The 19,176-nt window shown below is 42.7% G+C and carries 15 protein-coding genes; 1 reads left to right on the forward strand and 14 read right to left on the reverse strand.

Features of this window, described 5'->3' with window-relative positions; genetic code table 11:
- Positions 1–387 precede the first annotated feature (387 nt).
- The 9 genes from B7E06_RS17280 to nirB (B7E06_RS17320) form a co-directional block, all read right to left on the reverse strand.
- Positions 388–1,590 (reverse strand): MFS transporter, encoded by a 1,203-nt coding sequence (locus tag B7E06_RS17280; protein ID WP_082235181.1) that lies wholly within the window; start codon positions 1,588–1,590, stop codon positions 388–390.
- A gap of 15 nt (positions 1,591–1,605) precedes the next feature.
- Positions 1,606–3,216: an SLC13 family permease gene (locus B7E06_RS17285; RefSeq protein ID WP_245807823.1), complete on the reverse strand. Its 1,611-nt coding sequence runs from the start codon at positions 3,214–3,216 to the stop codon at positions 1,606–1,608.
- Positions 3,217–3,385: 169 nt separating this feature from the next.
- Positions 3,386–4,198 (reverse strand): cytochrome c oxidase assembly protein, encoded by an 813-nt coding sequence (locus B7E06_RS17290; RefSeq protein ID WP_082235182.1) that lies wholly within the window; start codon positions 4,196–4,198, stop codon positions 3,386–3,388.
- Positions 4,191–4,667 (reverse strand): DUF2243 domain-containing protein, encoded by a 477-nt coding sequence (locus B7E06_RS17295; protein WP_082235183.1) that lies wholly within the window; start codon positions 4,665–4,667, stop codon positions 4,191–4,193. The genes B7E06_RS17290 and B7E06_RS17295 overlap by 8 nt, the downstream gene beginning before the upstream one ends.
- 132 nt (positions 4,668–4,799) lie before the next feature.
- Positions 4,800–5,573, reverse strand: a complete 774-nt coding sequence (gene cobA, locus B7E06_RS17300) for a uroporphyrinogen-III C-methyltransferase (RefSeq protein WP_082235184.1) — start codon at positions 5,571–5,573, stop codon at positions 4,800–4,802.
- A gap of 20 nt (positions 5,574–5,593) precedes the next feature.
- Positions 5,594–5,917, reverse strand: a complete 324-nt coding sequence (gene nirD / locus B7E06_RS17305) for a nitrite reductase small subunit NirD (RefSeq protein ID WP_082235185.1) — start codon at positions 5,915–5,917, stop codon at positions 5,594–5,596.
- A 17-nt stretch (positions 5,918–5,934) separates the two neighbouring features.
- Positions 5,935–8,346, reverse strand: coding sequence for a nitrite reductase large subunit NirB (gene nirB, locus B7E06_RS17310; RefSeq protein WP_082235186.1), 2,412 nt, complete (start codon positions 8,344–8,346; stop codon positions 5,935–5,937).
- 19 nt (positions 8,347–8,365) lie between these two features.
- Positions 8,366–10,516 (reverse strand): assimilatory nitrate reductase catalytic subunit NasC, encoded by a 2,151-nt coding sequence (gene nasC, locus B7E06_RS17315; protein WP_082235187.1) that lies wholly within the window; start codon positions 10,514–10,516, stop codon positions 8,366–8,368.
- A 15-nt stretch (positions 10,517–10,531) separates the two neighbouring features.
- Positions 10,532–12,820, reverse strand: coding sequence for a nitrite reductase large subunit NirB (gene nirB, locus B7E06_RS17320; RefSeq protein WP_082235188.1), 2,289 nt, complete (start codon positions 12,818–12,820; stop codon positions 10,532–10,534).
- 326 nt (positions 12,821–13,146) lie between these two features.
- Here nirB (B7E06_RS17320) and B7E06_RS17325 point away from each other — a divergent pair, with 326 nt between their 5' ends.
- Complete coding sequence (locus tag B7E06_RS17325) at positions 13,147–14,742, forward strand: BCCT family transporter (protein WP_082235189.1); 1,596 nt, start codon at positions 13,147–13,149, stop codon at positions 14,740–14,742.
- An 86-nt stretch (positions 14,743–14,828) separates the two neighbouring features.
- On the opposite strand, the gene B7E06_RS17330 is transcribed toward B7E06_RS17325, so the two are convergent.
- The 5 genes from B7E06_RS17330 to rlmD form a co-directional block, all read right to left on the reverse strand.
- Positions 14,829–15,116 (reverse strand): hypothetical protein, encoded by a 288-nt coding sequence (locus tag B7E06_RS17330; protein ID WP_082235190.1) that lies wholly within the window; start codon positions 15,114–15,116, stop codon positions 14,829–14,831.
- Positions 15,117–15,265: 149 nt separating this feature from the next.
- Entirely contained in the window at positions 15,266–16,093 is an 828-nt protein-coding gene (locus B7E06_RS17335) for an ABC transporter permease (protein WP_082235191.1), read from the reverse strand.
- Positions 16,090–17,043, reverse strand: coding sequence for an ATP-binding cassette domain-containing protein (locus B7E06_RS17340; RefSeq protein WP_082235192.1), 954 nt, complete (start codon positions 17,041–17,043; stop codon positions 16,090–16,092). Before B7E06_RS17340 ends, B7E06_RS17335 begins: the two co-directional genes overlap by 4 nt.
- Before the next feature lie 319 nt (positions 17,044–17,362).
- A complete protein-coding gene (locus B7E06_RS22440; protein ID WP_425432208.1) occupies positions 17,363–17,485 on the reverse strand; it encodes a glyoxalase superfamily protein in 123 nt (40 codons plus the stop codon).
- 242 nt (positions 17,486–17,727) lie between these two features.
- The gene (rlmD, locus tag B7E06_RS17350; protein ID WP_082235193.1) at positions 17,728–19,107 is read right to left on the reverse strand and encodes a 23S rRNA (uracil(1939)-C(5))-methyltransferase RlmD; all 1,380 of its coding nucleotides are present in this window, start codon (positions 19,105–19,107) and stop codon (positions 17,728–17,730) included.
- Between the last annotated feature and the right edge of the window lie 69 nt (positions 19,108–19,176).

Consider the following 19,176-nt stretch of genomic DNA (forward strand, 5'->3'; position numbering starts at 1 on the left):
CGGGATCTCACCCTGTTCTATCCTCCCATAGGAGTCTCGCCGTTTCCCCTGGCCCTATATGTTTTTTTGAGTAACGGAACATTTAAGAAGAAAGGATCGATACCATGAGAGAGCTTACTGAGATTACAGCGTTCCGTTTCCCCCATTAAATTTAAAGAGGCTGGGAAATGGTGAGACTCCTGCAGGGAGATAGAGCCATGGTGAGATCCGCGAGTTCAACGAGCTAGCTCACCGGCTCCCCGCGGAAAGCGAGCTATTTCCCAGCCGCTTTTCTCTTACTACAGTATACGGAACTGTCCTTATTTCTCTAATCATTATAATAAACAGAACCCGTTTGGTACAAAAACATGAAAAAGGGCTTCCCTATAATAAGAGAAGCCCTGATTTTTAAGCTTGATGCATTTTTTTATACATAGGCAGAAAGCCAAGAACTAAAAGAAAGACTAAGCTCGTCCCTGTTACCCCAAACCACCGGAAATTCTCCCACAATGTGCCGACTGCTGTACTTCCAATCGTCACTCCTATGTAATAGCTGATTAAATAAAAACCGGAGGCTCCACTTCGGTGATGCTTTGCTGATTTAGTAACTAATGCAGATGCCATAGAGTGAGCGATAAAGAACCCCATACAAAGCAGTCCCAGCCCCATAACGACAAACAGAGCAGGAGTAATAAGTGTCAATCCTACCCCACTTAGAAGCAGCAGGACACCTGCAAGCATCACTTTAGGTAGCCCTATCCGGTTTGAGATTCTTCCGGCAAGCGGCGGTGCCAGTACACCTAACCCATAAGCAAAATACGTAAATGCTATCCACTTCAGCGGCCAATTGTACGGTTCAGACTGTAAGTAAAACGGAAGATACGTCCATATAGCTGTGAAAACGATTTGAAGCACCATCCCCATTAAAAATAGGGAAAGCATCTTTTTATCCGCCAAATGATACAGCATCCCTTGTAAATCTTGACGCAGCGGCTGATGCTGTTTTGTGAAAAATCTTTCTTTTGGCATTAAAAAGATAAAAAGTACTGTTGCTGCAATACCGAAAATTCCTACTGCTAAAATGGTTGTCTGCCAAGTGAATAGATCAGTTAAATAACCAGCGAGCACTCGGCCCCCCATGCCGCCTAACGCATTGCTGGATATGTAAAGGGTCATCGCAAGACCAATATCACGCGGCGAAATCTCCTCTCCCAGATAACCCATGGCCGCTGCCGGCACTCCTGCTAAGAAGAAGCCTTGTAGAAACCTTAGGATGACAAGCACGCTAAAAGAAGGAGTAAAAGGCATAGCGATTAATAATACAGCCGTTATGCCTAAAGAAATAATCATTACCCACAGTCGTCCATAACGATCTGCGAGAAAACCTAATACAAATAAACCAAATATCATAGAAAAGACACAGGCAGACACAAGCAGGCTGGACTCTGTCGCACTTACATCAAATTCACGGACAAAGACCGGCAGCAAAGGCTGAAAAACATACAGTGTAGAAAATACAAGCAGAGAGGCAATCATCAATGCTGCTGTGACCCGCCAGAACCCCCGCTCTTTAGGAGTATAAGGAGCAGAAGCTTCTTTGCTCATGTCCATGTTTATCCCTCTTTATTATTTAAAGTTTGCTGGAAATGATGTTAGATCAATATCCCACACAATAGGTAAATAGAAATAGATTGCTAAAGTAACTAGTACAATAGAAAGTATGTTCAAAGCAAATCCGGCCTTAGCCATGTCAGGGATTCTTAAATAACCTGAACCGAACACGACGGCATTTGGCGGTGTCGCAACCGGCAGCATAAACGCACAGCTTGCAGCTATACCAGCAGCAATCATTAAACTATACGGATGCACATTTATCGCTGCGGCAAGAGAAGCCATAATCGGGAACATCATTGTTGCTGTAGCCGTGTTTGAGGTGATTTCCGTTAAGAAAATTACAAGTGTGGCAACGACAGCTAAAATAAAAATAAAACTTATCCCCTCAAGTACTGTCAGCTGTGTACCAATCCATTCAGCAAGCCCGGATTCCTGAAATCCTGCTGCAATTGCAAGACCTCCACCAAATAAAAGGAGGATGCCCCACGGCAGGCCTTTGGCTGTATCCCAGTCCATAATAAATTCTCCTTTTTTACGGGCAGGGATTATAAATAAAATCACAGCAGCGATCATAGCGATAATCGTATCATCTATATTCGCATTTATATTAACGAGGAAGAAGGACCTTGTGATCCAGGCCAATGCTGTAATTGAAAATATGGTTAACACAATTTTTTCTTCTGTTGCCATGGCCCCTAAGGCCTTTTGTTCTTTATGGATGACGCTCTTCCCTCCAGGAAGCTTCTTAACTTTCATTGGATAGGCCACTTTGACTAAGTAGAACCATGTAAGCCCCATTAAAATAATGGTTAATGGGACACCGAAAGCCATCCAGCCTGCAAATGATATCTGGATTCCATAGTTTTGCTCGACGACTGCACGGAAAATCGTGTTAGGTGGTGTACCGATCAAGGTACCCAAGCCCCCAATGGAAGCACTATAAGCGATACCTAGCATTGTTACTTTTCCAAAATTAAAGGAAGAGTGATCAACCTGGAAACCTTGCTTTTTCTCCAGCTGTTCAGAGGATTGATAAATAACTGCCAGCCCGATTGGCACCATCATCATCGCTGTCGCCGTATTTGATATCCACATGGACAGAATTCCTGTAGCCAGCATAAATCCGAGTACAATCATTTCTGTATTTGTGCCAATTAAAGAAATAATAAACAAAGCAATACGTTTATGTAAATTCCACTTCTGCATAGCGAGTGCTATTATAAATCCGCCCATGAATAAGAAAATGGTATTGTCGCCGTAAGAGGAAGCAGTAGTTCCTCCATCCAGCCCGCCTGTAAGCGGAAACAAAACTAATGGCAGCAATGAAGTGGCAGGAATCGGTATTGCTTCTGTAATCCACCACGTAGCAATCCAAATGGTGCTGGCAAGTACAGCCACAGCACTTTGAGAAAGTCCTTCTCCTTCCATAAAAAGCAAAGTAAGCGCAAACAAAAGAGGTCCTAGAATCAGCCCAGCTTTTTGGCGTGTTCCATAAGACGGCCCGAATCCATCAGGTCCGGAACTTGAACTGCCGGATTTATATTTTTGTTTCGTATCAGCCTGAGACTTGTTGACCGATCCAGTAACTGTAAATTTCATCAAGTCTTTCGCTTGATCGTGCATTTCCCAAAGACGAGTCCAATAACTTCTTATTAATGATTGATTATTCACGCCTTCTCCTCCCATCCTAATCGTGTTGTATAGAATATATGAAATTTTCATACATTATCAAATTTTATCACAATTTCCCGATATTTACATAGGAAGAAAGAGATAGAGAAGGCTCCTTATTTTAATCGGCAGGGGAAGCGGTCTGTAATCCCCTTGAGAATGACTCACGGGGCCGCGTCGACCGGTACCAGTGCAAGCAGATGAAAAAGATGATCACAATATCAATTAAATCACCGCCATAATACATAAGCATAGATCCTTTTTCCGCCTGACTGACAGGGACACCAGCTGGAGGGTTTCCGTAAATGTATTTAGAAAGAATCCCATGACCAGCGAGAGCTACTACCATAACAGCTGATCGATAAAGATAGCTTCTTCTATGAGGAATGGGATCAAAATATACCATTGAGATGGTAAACAAGTATCCAGCAAGAAATACATGAAAATGTATAAAGAGATGAATCAGCAAGCTCTCATGCATGGCTTCATATAATGGAGTAGTATATAAGACCCATAATCCTCCTACATTAAGTATTGATGCAGTAATCGGATCACTTATGATTCGAACAGGCCAAGACTTGAGTACTGTTGTTACCCGTTTAGCCGTCTTGACTCGTAATGCTCTTAGAAACAAGGTCATAGGAGCTGCGGCTGCCATTAGAAGCGGTCCAAGCATTCCAAGCAGCAAATGGCCGAGCATATGGGCCGTGAAATCAAAGTGGGCTCTTACAGCAAGAGGCCCAGCCACTGCTGCAAGCGAGCAAATAATACCAGCTGTCCAGAGAAGTGTACGGTGAATCGGCCATTTTCTTCCCTTTCTATTAGCAGCAAGCAGAGCGGCCGCGTATAGAAGGAAAGCAATAACAAATGGAATTGCCAGCAAGATTTGTGACAGATCAGCCATAGCACTCATTTGATTGTGTGGATCATGCATATCCTTTTACAGCAGCCTTTCTCGTACGGACCAGCAGGATAAGCCCCGCAACGATCATGATAAGTGCGATTACGTTCCATATGATATCGTAAATCATCACATTATCTACGTAACGTATTTGGTGAAGCCGCATTAGTTTGTGCTGAATCGTACCATCATAGAGCTGAAAGATTCCAGAACCCAGTAAACTGGCTCCCCACCAGCGCTTCAGCCAAAACGCCTTTCTGCGCCTTAGATCAGCGACTAAGAATAAACCGCCTACTGTGGCGAACCAGCTGAACGCATGGAAAAATCCATCAGAAATCAAGCCAACATCCGTCGTAGATTTATCGTAAAAGTGATGCCAGCGAAGCAATTGGTGAAACAATGTTTCATCGACAAAAGCTGCAAAACCAATGCCAAACAGAAGCCCGGATAAGAGGTTCCGGTTTAAATAAGAATGTTTGTTGTCATTCCCTATAGCGGCCATAAGATCCTCCTTTAAACAATGTGCTTATTGAAGAAATTCCCTTACGTTTACTCAGTAAACTAATTATCCTGAAAAAATATTTCTTTCATTTCATAATAAACGCCCAGGCAGCTCATGCGCCTGGGCGTTTGGTTATGCTTCTTTTAGTCCAGCTTCCATGTTCCAGGAATTTTTCAGGACGTCGATTTTTTCACGAAAGCGGACAACCTCTCCAATAATGATCATGGCTGGATTCTCGATTTTATCTTTTTCTACAATCGTTACTATATTAGAAATCCTGCCTGTGACTACACGCTGCTCAGTAGTTGTTCCCTGCTGAATTACGGCAACCGGTGTGTCAGCTGACTTTTCGTTTTTTAATAGCTGTTCACAAATATAAGAGAGATTGCTGACTCCCATGTAAATAGCGAGCGTGTCAATATTCTGGGCCAGACTTCTCCAGTCTATTTCTTTATGATTGGATTTACAGCGATGACCTGCCACTACTGCAAACGAACTTCCCAGCTCTCTATGGGTGACAGGAATATCAGCATAAGCCGGTGCAGCAATTCCAGAGGTTATTCCAGGAACCACTTCAAATGGAATGCCATGACGGGCAGCTGCTTCTGCCTCTTCGGCTCCCCTGCCAAAAACGTAAGGATCGCCTCCTTTAAGCCGAGTAACTATCTTCCCTTGTCTGGCATATTTGACGATGAGCGAATTTATTGTTTCTTGTTTAAGAATATGAAATTTAGGGTGTTTTCCGCAGAATATTAAGTCAGCCTCTTGTTTAGCTTCTTTGAGAAGTTCTTCATTAACCAGCCGGTCATAAAGAATTACATCGGCTTTTTGTATGCACTTTAATGCCTTTACTGTTATTAACTCCGGATCTCCCGGTCCTGCGCCCACCAAGTAAACTTTTGACATGATATGCCCCCTAAGGATTATTATTCCGGCAGTAAAACATAGGCCTGTCCATTTTCAACTTCTACTTTAAACGTATTTACACAGCCTGTATCATGGCCCTGTACTTGACCGTCCGTTACGTTAATTTCCCAATCATGCATTGGGCAGAAGACACTATCTCCGCTCACTAATCCTTCTGCTAAAACTCCCCCTCTATGAGGACAGCGATTTTCGATCGCTTTAATCCTTCCGTTTGAAAGCTTGAAAACAGCTAACTCCAGATCACCTATCTGTACGGTTCTCCCTAATTGTTCCGGAAGTTCCTCAATATTTGCTATAAACACCTTCTGCTTCAGCTGTGCCATGTTTCATTCCTCCTTTATTAGTTAGAACCTGCTGGAATTTTCACGTTCTGGTAAAGGTCTCTAAGGAGCGTTTCATCATTTATAACCTGTTCCCAAGGTTCCTGAATGACGGACAAAGCTTCGTCCATTCGCTGAATAAGATCGATAAACGCTTTTTTATCACTCATTACTTTTTGGACATATTCAATTCCTACTCTTTCTACCCATGCTGAAGTTCTTTCAAGATAGGCGGCTTCTTCTCGATAAAGCTGAAGAAAAGCAGCCGTATAATCGATAACTTCTTCCTCTGTCTTCACTTTAATTAACAGATCCGCTTTTCTCATATGAGTTCCGCCATTTCCACCGACATAGACTTCGAACTCACCATCAAGACCGACGACTCCCACATCTTTAATAGATCCTTCCGCGCAGTTTCTAGGGCAGGCGGAAACACTCATCTTCACTTTATGAGGGGTGTTCAATCCTTCAAATTTCTTTTCAATTTGAACTCCTAATCCGACAGAATCCTGTGTTCCAAATCGGCAAAAGTCTGCACCTACGCATGTTTTTACAGTTCTTAAGCCTTTCGCGTAAGCTGATCCTGATTTCATTCCAAGATCTGACCATATACTTGGAAGATCCTCTTTATGAACACCGAGAAGATCTATCCGCTGTCCCCCTGTCACTTTAATCATCTTCACCTTATATTTTTCAGCAGCGTCCGCGATTTTTCTTAAGTCATCGGCATTTGTTACCCCGCCATACATCCTCGGTACGACAGAATACGTTCCATCTTTTTGAATATTTGCATGAAGACGTTCATTTACGTAGCGGGATTCCTTTTCATCTTCATATTCGGTTGGATGGACCATTCCTAAATAATAATTTAAAGCCGGCTTACACTTAGGGCATCCTTCTTCAGTAGACCAGCCTAGAACATTCATTACTTCTTTTACATGGGTCATCTGTTTTTCTTTAATCTCTTCAATTACTTCATCCCTGGACAAAGTAGTACATGCACAGATTGTTTCTTTTTGATTATGGTCGTATTCATCTCCAAGCGTACATTCTAATAAATCAGAAACTAAGGATTTACATCCGCCGCAGGAACGTGAAGCACTCGTACACCCTTTTACCTGCTCCACAGTTGTCAGACCTTCATCCTGTATAGCTTGAACGATCGTACCTTTTGACACCCCATTACAGCCGCAAATCATCTCCTCATCCGGCATGGAAGCAATGAGATCGATACCAGACTCTGCTGTCTGATCTGACTCGAGATACTCCTCTACAGGGGCTTTTTTATTGATTAAACTGAGCAGCCGATTACCGTCTTTTGTATCGCCAAATAATACTGCACCTGTTATTTTCCCTTCATCTACAAGTACCTTTTGATAAATACCGCGCCAGTCATCAAAAACTTTAATCGATTTAGTATTCTCGTCCTCGGTTATTTTTCCAGTAGAGAAAACATCAACACCGGACACTTTTAACTGTGTCGATAATACAGAACCTTGATATCCTTCGCTTTCCTGTCCGCAAATTTTCTTTGCAAGCTCCTTGCCCTGCTGGAATAAAGGAGCGACAAGACCATAGACCATTTCTTTATGTTCGGCACATTCTCCGACCGCAAAGACGTCAGGTACTTCTGTTTCTAAATGATCATCCACAAGAATACCGCGGTTGACAGGAATTCCGCTCTCCTTTGCCAATGTTACATTCGGTCTGATTCCAACGGCCATGACGACGAGGTCGGCCTCCACTTCTTCACCATCGCTGAATTTTAATCCTTCCACACGATTATTACCTGTAATCTCTGCTGACTGCTTCTCGAGAAGGAAGTTCATCCCTTGATCTTGAAGTTCTTTTAACAGCATCTTTCCTGCTGTTTTATCAAGCTGTCTTTCCATTAAGCTGTCAGCTATGTGAACAACATCCACTTTCATCCCAAGATTCAGTAACCCCCGGGCAGCCTCGAGCCCCAGCAGGCCTCCGCCAATTACGACTGCTTTTTTATGATTTTTCGCAGCTTCCATCATTTTTTCACAGTCTTTAATGTCTCTAAAAGCTGTAACTCCTTCTTTGTCTGCACCAGGAAGCGGCAGCATAAACGGTACAGAACCTGTAGCTATAATCAGTTTGTCGTAAGAGACCATTCGATTTTTATCTGTAAACACAAACCGGCTGCTTGTATCCATATGGGTGACTGTTTCTCCCGGATAAAGAGCGATATTATTTTCCTCATACCATTCCCAGGTGTTGAGGGTAATGTCTTCGATTTCCGTGTCCCCTTGCAGAACTTTGGACAGTTGAATTCGATTATAGTTCGGATAAGGTTCACTTCCAAATACAGTAATCTCAAAGCCGTCAGGATCGAGTTTCAAAATTTCTTCAACTGCCCGGACTCCCGCCATTCCATTTCCAATCAGCACAAGCTTTTGTTTTCTCATTATTTGATCCCTCCAAAGATTAGTGATCTATAGCTTTCCTGCTTAAATACGGAGCTGCTCGAACCGCTGTCACTTTAAAACCCGGCATTTTGCAAAAAGGATCGAGTTCATCTGATACAAGCCTGTTCACATTTTGCTCTCCTCCCCAGTGAAAAGGTACAAAAACCGTGTCTTTTCTTATTTTTTCTGAAAAAAGTGTCCGTACTGTAATCTTTCCAAACCTTGATTCGATATTGACGAGTGATTCATTTTGGATATCGTATTTCCTGGCGGTAGATGGATGAATTTCAAGAAAAGATTCAATATGCCTCGCTGCCAGCGAATGACTCTTACGGGTCTGCACCCCTGTTAAGTAATGAGACATCACCCGGCCTGTCGTCAATGTGAGCGGATATGCTGCATCTTCAACCATTTCTTGAATTTCATTAGCCGGTGTAAACATTAAAGCTTTACCGTCTGAGTGGGCAAACCGCTCCTCAAACAAACGCGTTGTTCCTTCGTGGTTTTCATTTGGACACGGCCATAAAATACCGTTCCGGCTTCTAATCTTTTCATAAGTAATTCCTGAATAATCCGCTTTACCACCCTTGCTGGCCCGCCTTAACTCTTCAAAAATCTCCTCTGCTGACTGAAACTGGAACTTGTCCCCTTTTCCTAAAAGCTTCGCTAAATCGCAAACAATCTGCCAGTCGTGCTTGACCTTTCCCGGCAGTGGGTAACTGGCTTCTCTTAATGTCACCCGCCCTTCCACATTGGTCATCGTGCCTTCATCTTCTAAATAGGAAGAAGCCGGCAGGACGACATCGGCATGTTCAGCAGTTTCTGATAAAAACATATCGACAACGACAAGGAACTCCAGTTTTTTTAACGCTGATTTGATAAATCCGGCATTAGGGCCGGAATTGACAGGATTGGAACACATGACCATCATTCCTTTGATCAGCTGTTCATCTGCCTTTTCAAACATTTCATAAGCAGACACCCCTTTACCCGGAAGCTCTTCTTCATCAATCTCCCATACGCTCGCTATATAAGCGCGGTCTTTCGGATTTTCAATCGACCGATACCCTGGCAGCTGGTCTGCTTTCTGTCCGTGCTCTCTTCCCCCTTGACCATTACCCTGCCCTGTCACCGCCCCATAGCCTGAATAAGGCTTTCCGATTTTTCCGGTAGCTAATAAAATGTTGAGAAAGCTGCGAACGGTATTTGTTCCGTTCACCTGCTGTTCAATTCCTCTGGCCGTAAAAATCATTCCTGACTCTTCCTGACCAAAAGCGGTTGCTGCCTGATACAGCTCCTCTAATGGAACACCTGTCGTTTCAGCACAGCCTTCTAAATCCAGATCGTCTAAATAATGATAGATCTCTTTAAACCCGGTAACTCTCTCATCTATAAACTCCTGGTCTGCTAAGTTCTCTTTTATGATAATTTTTAAAAGAGCATGAGCCAGGATTTCATCTGTCCCCGGTTTATTCTTTAAATGTAAGTCTGCCAGATCCGTAGTCGCTGTTTCTCTCGGATCCACAGCTATAATGTAAGCCCCGTTTGCTCTTGCTTGTTCAAAATAAGGCATTATGGTCGGCTGACATTCTGCGATATTCGTCCCGGCCAGAATGATACATTTCGTCTTTGGAATCTCCTGCAGGCTGTTCGTAAACCCTCTGTCCATACCAAAGCTCTGATTTGCCCCGGTAGCCGCCGAAGCCATACATAGGCGGCCATTGTAATCAATGTACTTCGTTTTAAGGGCCACTCTGGCGAATTTGCCTAGTAAGTAGGCTTCTTCATTGGTAAGAGAGCCGCTGCCATACACAGAAAGTGCATGATTTCCATTCTCTCTTTGAATCTTGGAAAAGTTTCTATGAATAGCAGCATAAGCTTCCTCCCAGCTGACAGGTACAAATTCTCCGTTCTTCTTGAGCAACGGCTGCTTCAAGCGATCACGATGAAAGCTGTGCTGATGGGCATTCATTCCTTTCACACATAACCTTCCTTCTGTCGTAGGATTATCTGCCCCAATAGTTTTATAAGTCGTTCTTGAGACCACCCTTTGTTCAATAAGCTTCATTTTGCACTGCATGCTGCAGAAAGGACACTGGGAATCATAGACCTTTTCGGATTGAATGTCTTTTTGCTTATCTCTAAAATACTTCAGCATTAATTCTGTCAACCCGGCTCACCTTTCTTACTTCTTCAGTATTTGTTCAGTATCTTCTTCAAATGTATGAAGCAATACGTGACGCAGTTCTTCATCAAAAATAGCTTCTCTGATGTGAATAATCCCTAATCGTTCGACCCACTGCCACGTTCTTTCTAAATACCTTGCTGATTTACGATAATACTGCAGACAGGCTGTCAGTATCGTTTCTGTCTCATCTTCGTTATCTGTGGTACAAAGGAGCTGACCGCGCTTTTTACTGCTGCCGCCAATGTAAATTTCCCATTTCCCCTCAGTATAAATAGCTCCCATATCCTTTCTATCGGCATAAGATCTATTGTGAATGCATCCGGAAATGCCTGCCTTTAACCGATAGGGAACTTGCAGCCTTTCTGTCTTTCTTTCAATAGACTGAGCCAATTTAATAGATTTAAACTTTTCACACGTACATGCTTCATCTCCAACTGAAGTGGCTATCGTGTCGATTTGATTGCCACTAAGGCTTTTTAGAGGCATGTTCAGCACTTCTTTTATTTTTGGCAGATCATTTTCGGCTGCTCCAATCAGCTGAATTCTCTGATCAAGCGACAGCGCTACCTTCAAGTACGGAAATTGCTCAGCTGTTCTCGTAATCCTTCTCAGCTCTTGTGCCGTGACAAGGCCTCCGTAAGTTTGAGGCACCACTGTACTCACGCTCTTCTCTTCCACAAATTCTTTGGGAGAGGGATAAATCATTCCTAAATAGTAATCAACAGCCAGCCGGCAAACCGAGCAGCCGCCTTGTTTCCAGTGCAGACGCTGGAATACCTCTTCTGCTGTTTTCAAGTTCTGAAGCTGTATCTGTTCTACCAGCTCATCTTCTGTCAGGCTTGTGCAGGAACAGAGAGATGAATTCGGTAAGGCTTCCTGCGGTTCACTCTTAATATAATGAAGAAGTTCGGTGACGAGAGGCTTGCAGCCGCCGCATGAGCTTGACGCTTTTGTCTTTTCTTTCACATCTTCAAGAGTGGCTGACCCTTCCTGCTGTACCGCCTGCACGATATCAGCTTTACTTACCTGGTTACATGAACAGATTGCTTTATTCATCGGATAGGAAGCCGCTGCTGATTTTTTCGGATCTGGACTTTCCAGCAGAAGAGCTTTATCTTTACGTGATAGCACCTTCTGCTTGATTACAGCCTCTTTAATAGCTTCACTAAGCTCGGATGCTCCTATTAATATGGCGCCTGCTGCTTTATTTCCTTTAAAGAAAATTTTCTTATAAACCGAATCTTCTTCATTAAAGAATTCAATTGATTTGGTATCACCGTCAGGCTCTATCTGGCCGATAGAGAAAACTTCCACACCAGAAATCTTTAATTGAGTATAAAGATGGGAGCCTTTATAACCTCCCGTTTCTTTGCCGCATAAATGTTTGGCCAGTACTTCAGCCTGTTCGTAAAGCGGCTGGACCAGTCCATAAACATTCTCCCTATGTTCGGCGCACTCTCCAGCGGCATACACACCGCTGCAGTTCGCTTCTAAAAAATCATTCACTATAATTCCGCGGTTTGTTTTAATTCCACTTTCTTGAGCTAAGGAGATTCTAGGTTTAATTCCTGCAGCTATAATCACTAAATCTGCTTCAATACTGGAACCATCTTTAAAACGCAAACCTTGAACTCGCCGGCCTCCAAAAAATTCTTCTGTCGACTTATTCAGCAAAAAGCGGATTCCCTGCTTTTCAAGCTCACCCTGCAGCAAAGAGGATGCTCGATCATCCAGCTGTCTGTTCATAATCTTAGAAGATATGTGGACCACATCTACTTTCATTCCACTGTTCAATAGCCCTCTGGCTGCCTCAAGACCGAGAAGCCCGCCGCCAATGACGACAGCTTTTTTACAGGTTTCCGCTTCTTTTAATATCTTTTTACAGTCATCCATTGTTCGAAAGGTCATAACCCCTTCCTTATCCGCCCCTTTTATAGGAAGAACGGCAGGTGTGGATCCTGAAGCGAATACCAGCTTGTCGTAGACCACCTTCCGATTATGATCAGTAGTAAGAATTTTTTCATTTGTATCTACCTTAATTACTATTTCTCCAGTAACTAGCGTTACGCCATTTTCTTCATACCAGGAATCAGAATGGATTATAATGTCGTCAACCGCCGTCTCTTCCTGTAAAACAGACGACAGCATGAGTCTGCTGTACCCTGGATGGATCTCACTTCCAATAATGCAAATATCGTAAAATGACGGGTTTTCGCGGAGAATGTTTTCAACAATCCGGACACCTGTCATGCCATTTCCGATAATAACCAGCCGTTGTTTATCCATTCCGAACCTCCCCGTGTGTTTTGTCGAATATATCATGCAAAAATAATAATGTAAGCTACCATGTCAGAAAACCTAACACAAAAATTCCAAATGGTTCCTCATATTTTTTTTGGAAATGTACTGGTTAAGATTATTCATAGATAGGACAAATGAACGAGTTTTAAAAGGATTTGCAGAAGGAAATATACAATTTAGTGATTGAACAAACCATATTAGGGTATGGAGTAATAATTGTAATAGGAAAGGAGACAGTTTTGAAAAGTTAAAATCTTTGGTAAAATCATGCTATAGAAATATAACTTACATAGATAAGGAGAGGGTCGATTATGGACGAGGAGAAAAAGAAGAAAAGACTCAAATTTATGAACAGTGTGTTTTGGGTTTCTTTCATTATTGTCTTCTTATTCGCATTATGGGGCGGCCTGGCCCCGCAGCAACTTGGCGAACAGGCAACTTATATTTATGATTTCATTGCCGGTACCTTTGGGTGGTTTTATCTAGCGTTTGTACTTTTCCTCATCATCTTCAATTTTTATCTTGCCTTTAGTAAATACGGAAGAATCCGTCTCGGCGGTGATGATACCAGACCGAAATATCCGTTGTTCACATGGATTGCCATGCTGTTCAGCTGTGGATTCGGTGTAAGTATCGTATTCTGGGGCGTTGCCGAACCGATGACGCACTTTGGAAGTCCTCCTCCATTTGATCCTTCTGTTGAAGCAGGAACTGCAGAAGCTGCACGCACAGCGATGTGGAATGCCTTCTTTAACAATGGCATTCACCAGTGGGCCTCCTTCACCTTCGTAGGACTTGCTATTTCCTGGTTTATTTATCGTCAGGATGAAAGAAGCATGATCAGTGATACGATGAATAACGTTATCGGAAGCAGTGGGAAAAAGCCGCTTCGCAACACAATTGATATCATAGCCATTATCGCGACAGTCATGGGAGTTGCCACTACATTAGGTTTAAGTGTTCTTCAAATTAATAGTGGGCTTGGCAGCGTATTTAACCTGCCAACAGGAGCAACAACCCAGCTGCTTATTGTCATCGCCATGTTTATCTTTTTCTCTATATCTGCCTTATCCGGCTTAGACAGAGGAATTAAATACTTAAGTAACACGAACTTAGCTTTAGCTCTTATTCTTATGGTAGTTGTGATCATCATTGGTCCTACACAATTTATCTTGGAAAGTATTACAATGGGAATGGGAGATTACTTACAGAACTTCTTTGAGGCAAGCTTAAGAATGGACAGCTATACTGAAGGTTCATGGGTACAGGATTGGCCGATTTATTACTGGGCATGGACGATCGCCTGGTCCCCATTTGTCGGTATGTTCGTTGCCCGAATTTCCCGAGGACGTACTGTTCGTGAATTTGTCCTTGGTGTTATGGTCGCTCCCCCGATGATCGGTATCGTTTGGATCGGGATTTTCGGCGGCACCGCCATGCACCTCGATTTGTTCCAGGGAACAGATATTGCATCGGCCGTAGCTCAGGATCCGACAACTGCACTATTCAGTATGCTGGACAACCTTCAGCTCGGCTGGCTTTTATCCATCCTGTCCATCTGCCTGCTGTTTACTTTCTTAGTCACATCGGCTGACTCGGCAACATTCGTACTCGGTATGATGTCCACAAATGGGGATCAAAACCCATCAGCTGTTATCAAAATGATCTGGGGTACATTAATCGCTGCCCTTGCTATCATTCTTATTATCAGCGCAGGATTGGAAGGGCTGCAGACCGCGTCACTCATTGGTGCCCTGCCGTTCGCCGTCGTCCTGTTTGTCGCCGCAATCTCGCTATTGAAATCTATTCGGGAAGACTATAAAGAAACCCGACGTGCGAGAGAAGAAGAACGGCAGCGGAGAATCCAGGAGCAAATTGAAAGTTACAATTCTGAAAATGGAAATTAATCTAAAAAGCAGCGTTTCCTCTTTAGGAAACGCTGCTTTTTAAATTAATTTCAATCTTATTTGGTTACTTCAATTGGTTCCTTTCTTCACTTTCTTTGTTTTCTTTCACGTCTAATGCCGAGATTGCTGCAGGCGTCTTTAACGTATTGTTGATTAAAAATTCCTTGTAAGAGTTGTATTACCTCAGAAAAACCAAAGAAAAATATCCCTATACCTAGACAATTAATAAAAATCATTAATCCAATAATCTCTTGTAAAGATTCTAATTCAATAAAGTATTCACTTGTGCCAAAATATATTCCTGCAACAATACCAACAGCTATAACTATTGCTCCAAAGATAAAAAGTAAAGAGACTATACGATTTTGTTTCACAGCTACTCCCCCTTACTATGATAAATATATTATTCATCACTCGGAAAAATATCACTTTTTATACCAAATAATATTTAGCCGTTTAGGTTTTCTTCCATCGGAGAGTGCCTTCTGACTCTATAATCTATAACTATAAATGAGAGGGTTCTCTACTTCTTATTTCTATATAAATACATCGTAAGCGGAGCAAAAATAACGAGAAAAACTGCCGAAGAAAGGAATACCCATCCGATTGCTTCAGCCGTCACATTTCCATGCATAAAGCCTCTTACGGCATTAACAAGCAGGGATATAGGATTCACATCTACAAAACCTTCAAGCCAGGAAGGTAACGTCTGTGGATCTACAAATACATTACTTACAAAGGTGAGAGGAAAGAGCACCATAAAACTGACCATCATAAGAGACTTTTCGGATCTCATTATGATCCCAAGCGTCGTCCACACCCAAGATAAGCAGAAACAAAAGATTAAAATCATTCCAACAGCACCGATAACCCCAAGAAAGCCTCCTTCTGGACGAAAGCCCAGGATAAAACCGAGAGTAAGCATAATAAGCGAAGCTCCGGAGTAGCGGATCATATCTACTAACAGGGCTCCGACGAGAGCAGACGGCAGCCATATCGGCAGTGTCCTAAAGCGATCAAAAATCCCTTTACGTATATCGTTATTTAAATCAATTCCCGTATACATTGTAATTTGGGACACAGTCATCACAAGAATACCCGGAAGGAGAAATTGTAAATATTCACTAGTAGAGCCGGCAATGGCTCCTCCAAACAGGTACGTAAACATAAGCAGAAAGATGACAGGAAATACCGTGACATCAAACAGCTGCTCCGGCACATGTTTTATCCTGAGGAGTGCTCTTGATGAAAAGGTCAAAGAAGTCGTCAGTGCTGAGGGACGCTCTGGGCGCTTCCTTGAGGTAATGGCTTTACGCAATTGCTCTTCCCTAATGTCATTTGGCTGACTCATTTCTTCTCCTCCGCTTTCTCTCCTGTTAATGTTAGAAAAACTTCATCAAGACTCGGCTTTCCTAAGGAAAAATCACTAACTCGTATGTTTTCATTTGTGAGGTCTCCTAAAGCTTTAGCAACTAGGGAAGCATCACTTACTTGTACCGTCAAAGCGCCTCCTTCAGGGGGTGAATGTATGGAAGTCTGAAGCTTCTCCTGAAGAATGTGGATCGCTCGCTCTTGCTGATCTGAGTCATCCAGCTGTACGTGAAGTGTTCCTGCTCCAACCGATGCTTTCAATTCACGGCTCGTACCTTCTGCAATAATTTTCCCTTTATTGATTACTGCAATTCTTTCAGCGAGCTGATCAGCTTCTTCGAGGTACTGTGTTGTTAATAATACGGTTGTTCCCGCCTTAACCAATGTTCGGATAATTTCCCAAACCTGATTGCGGCTTCTAGGATCAAGTCCGGTTGTAGGTTCATCGAGGAAAAGAAGATCCGGAGTAGAAATAAGGCTTGCCGCAATATCGATCCGGCGCCGCATACCTCCAGAATATTTTTTTACTTGTTTTTTAGCTGCTTCTCCAAGACCAAAAGCCACAAGCAATTCATTGGCTCGCACTTTAGCTTCCTTCCGGGAATAGCCTGCGAGCTTGGAGAGAATGACGAGGTTCTCCATACCCGTTAAATCCTCATCAATTGAAGCATATTGTCCTGTTAAACTTATGCGCTCCCGAACTTTTCCTGCTTCTGAAACAATATGATGACCAAAGATGTGAGCTTCTCCTCCATCCGGCTGCAGCAGTGTGGCAAGCATTCGAATCGTCGTAGTCTTACCCGCTCCATTTGGCCCAAGGAACCCGTAGACCATCCCTTTTGGAATCGAAAGATCGACACCATCTACAGCACGCTGATCGCCAAATACTTTAACAAGCCCTTTAGCTTTAATAGCATATTCATTCGTCATTTTTTTCACCCTCTGCTTTTTTTTAAAATCAAATAAGAGTATGTACACCTAAACGAACTATTCCTCTCTTAAATGCTAGTATTCCCCTTATTCTAAGAGTTCATAAAATACAATTCGATTACCGAAGGGATCGCCTACCCTTATTTCACGAGTATTCCAAGGAGTGGGTTCCATGCCGGGAGGGCGAATTTGTATTGTTTTACAGTGAGGTTTTCATGAAGGGAAGAAAGGTTTTCACCATTCTGACAGAGGAACCTGGACAGGCTTCCCCATGATTCTCAGAAAGATGGATTTTACAGCTGCCCTGAGATTTGCACGTCTAAACAAACTTATGCTCCCAACCTACTTCAAACCCTAAAAAAATTAAATAAAACTCTTTTACCTTGTCCACATCAAACATATGGAAAACGGGTGTTGAATTTTTTAATTTTGGAGATGTCATTCATTTGCCCTAAACGGTCTGTACTTACATTATATATTTCAGAAATTTTTTTTGGAAAGGTATTTTGAAACCAGATTTTTTAACAGCATAAGAAAACCGGCTGCTTATATAGCAGCCGGTTTTTAAGTATCTATATAGGAAGAAAATGACCTGACTAGAATATTATAGTGAGCTGCTTAAAAGGACCTTCTCCCCTGCTTCACTTTTATTCGTCCACGGACTCATCTCCAAATGAGTTTTAGTCACAATTTCTTTTCCAGCCATGTCACGCACTCCACGTGACTCGTCTGTGGAAACATATCCACAGGCTGAACCTCTTTCGTCTCATACCCACGTTCTTCAAGAACAGCTAAATCTCTTGCTAATGTCGATGGATTACAGGATACGTATACAATACGCTCCGGCTGCATATCCGTCATGGCATGCAGCAATTCTTCCTCACAGCCTTTACGCGGCGGGTCTACAACAATAACATCAGGCTCAAGGCCCTGCTTGCTCCACCACGGCATAAGCTTCTCAGCTTCTCCAACAAAGAACTCTGCATTTTCCATTTTGTTTAATCGTGCATTTTTCTTCGCATCTGTCACAGCTTCAGGGACAATTTCCACACCGTATACTTTTTTTGCTTTTTGAGCAAGGAAAAGGGAGATTGTGCCAATGCCGCAATACGCATCAATAACGGTTTCGCCTCCGCGTAAATCGGCATATTTTAGAGCCTGATCATACAGCTTCTTCGTCTGAGTCGGGTTGACCTGATAAAACGATTTTGGAGAGATCATGAACTTAATATCACCAATGGTATCGTAAATGTATTCTTCTCCATAGATAACGTGTGTTTCTCGGCCTAAGATGACATTCGTTCGTGCCGGGTTCACGTTATGAACGATTGATTTTACATTAGGGTAGGCATCACGAATTTTTTCTATCAGGGCTTCTTTATGAGGAAGCTTCTTCGTTTTCGTCACGAATACGATCATAATATCCTTTGTTTCCTGTCCTGTCCTTACCATTATATGCCTGAGGACCCCGCGGTGAGTCTCTTCATCGTATGCAGAAATGCCGAGATCTGTAGCAATACGGCGAACAGCTTCTACCATTCGATCGTTCATTTCATCCTGAATTAAACATGTATCTATATCAATGATATTATGGCTTCTCTTTTGATAAAACCCTGTCATCAGCTGACCGTCTTCTTTTTCTCCTACCGGTATTTGGACCTTATTGCGATAACGCCACGGATCGTCCATTCCGATCGTTTCATGAACCGGGACGTCTTCCAAGTGGGCGATTTTTTTCATGGTATTCTTTACTTGGTTTTGCTTCATATCGAGCTGCATTTGATAGCTCATATGCTGAAGCTGGCAGCCTCCGCACTGGTAATAAACATCACATGGCGGCTCTATCCTGTGCTCGCTTTTTTCTATGACATTCAGCAATTTTCCGAACCCAAAGTTTTTCTTTACTTTCACTACTTTTACTTTTGCACGTTCGCCCGGCAAGCCATAAGGAACAAAAAGCGGGTAGCCGTCTATTTTTCCAACTCCGTTACCTTCATGAGTAAGATCCTCAAACTTAATTTCAATTGTTTTGTTTTTTTGTACAGGCGGTTTTGGTTTCGCCATGATTCATCCGTCCTTTTTATTTATAACTGTCCAAAGCTTACAGTATTTATGAGAAAAACGCCACCGTTC

The organism is Halobacillus massiliensis, assembly GCF_900166625.1.
Classification (GTDB): Bacteria; Bacillota; Bacilli; order Bacillales; family Halobacillaceae; genus Halobacillus_A; species Halobacillus_A massiliensis.